Source organism: Pseudomonas sp. 2995-3 (assembly GCF_002742565.1).
Classification (GTDB): Bacteria; Pseudomonadota; Gammaproteobacteria; order Pseudomonadales; family Pseudomonadaceae; genus Aquipseudomonas; species Aquipseudomonas edaphica.
This window is the reverse complement of record NZ_LJSB01000021.1, coordinates 1-229: the sequence shown is the minus strand read 5'-3', so window position 1 is coordinate 229 and position 229 is coordinate 1. Positions and strand designations below refer to the sequence as shown.

General features: G+C 33.2%; 1 pseudogene. It reads left to right on the top strand.

The window, feature by feature from the left end:
- Positions 1-211, top strand: a pseudogene (locus AOA62_RS32145) (hypothetical protein); the annotation flags it as partial.
- Positions 212-229: the final 18 nt, after the last annotated feature.

Below are 229 nucleotides of genomic sequence, written 5' to 3'. Positions count from 1 at the left end.
CTATGAAGACATTAACGTAGCTTATGAAGTTCGCTATTTCTTGGTGAGAATCATTGGTGGGGAACAAAAAATCCAGGATCCAGATCATCTGATATATGATATCGCGTGGAAAAATATAGACCAATTAAAGGAACTTCGATTAAGTTTTCCAGAAGATAGAGATTTCTTAATAGCGTATATGAAGAATAATCAAAGTATTAGAGAATCTTAGAGTATCCATGTATAGACA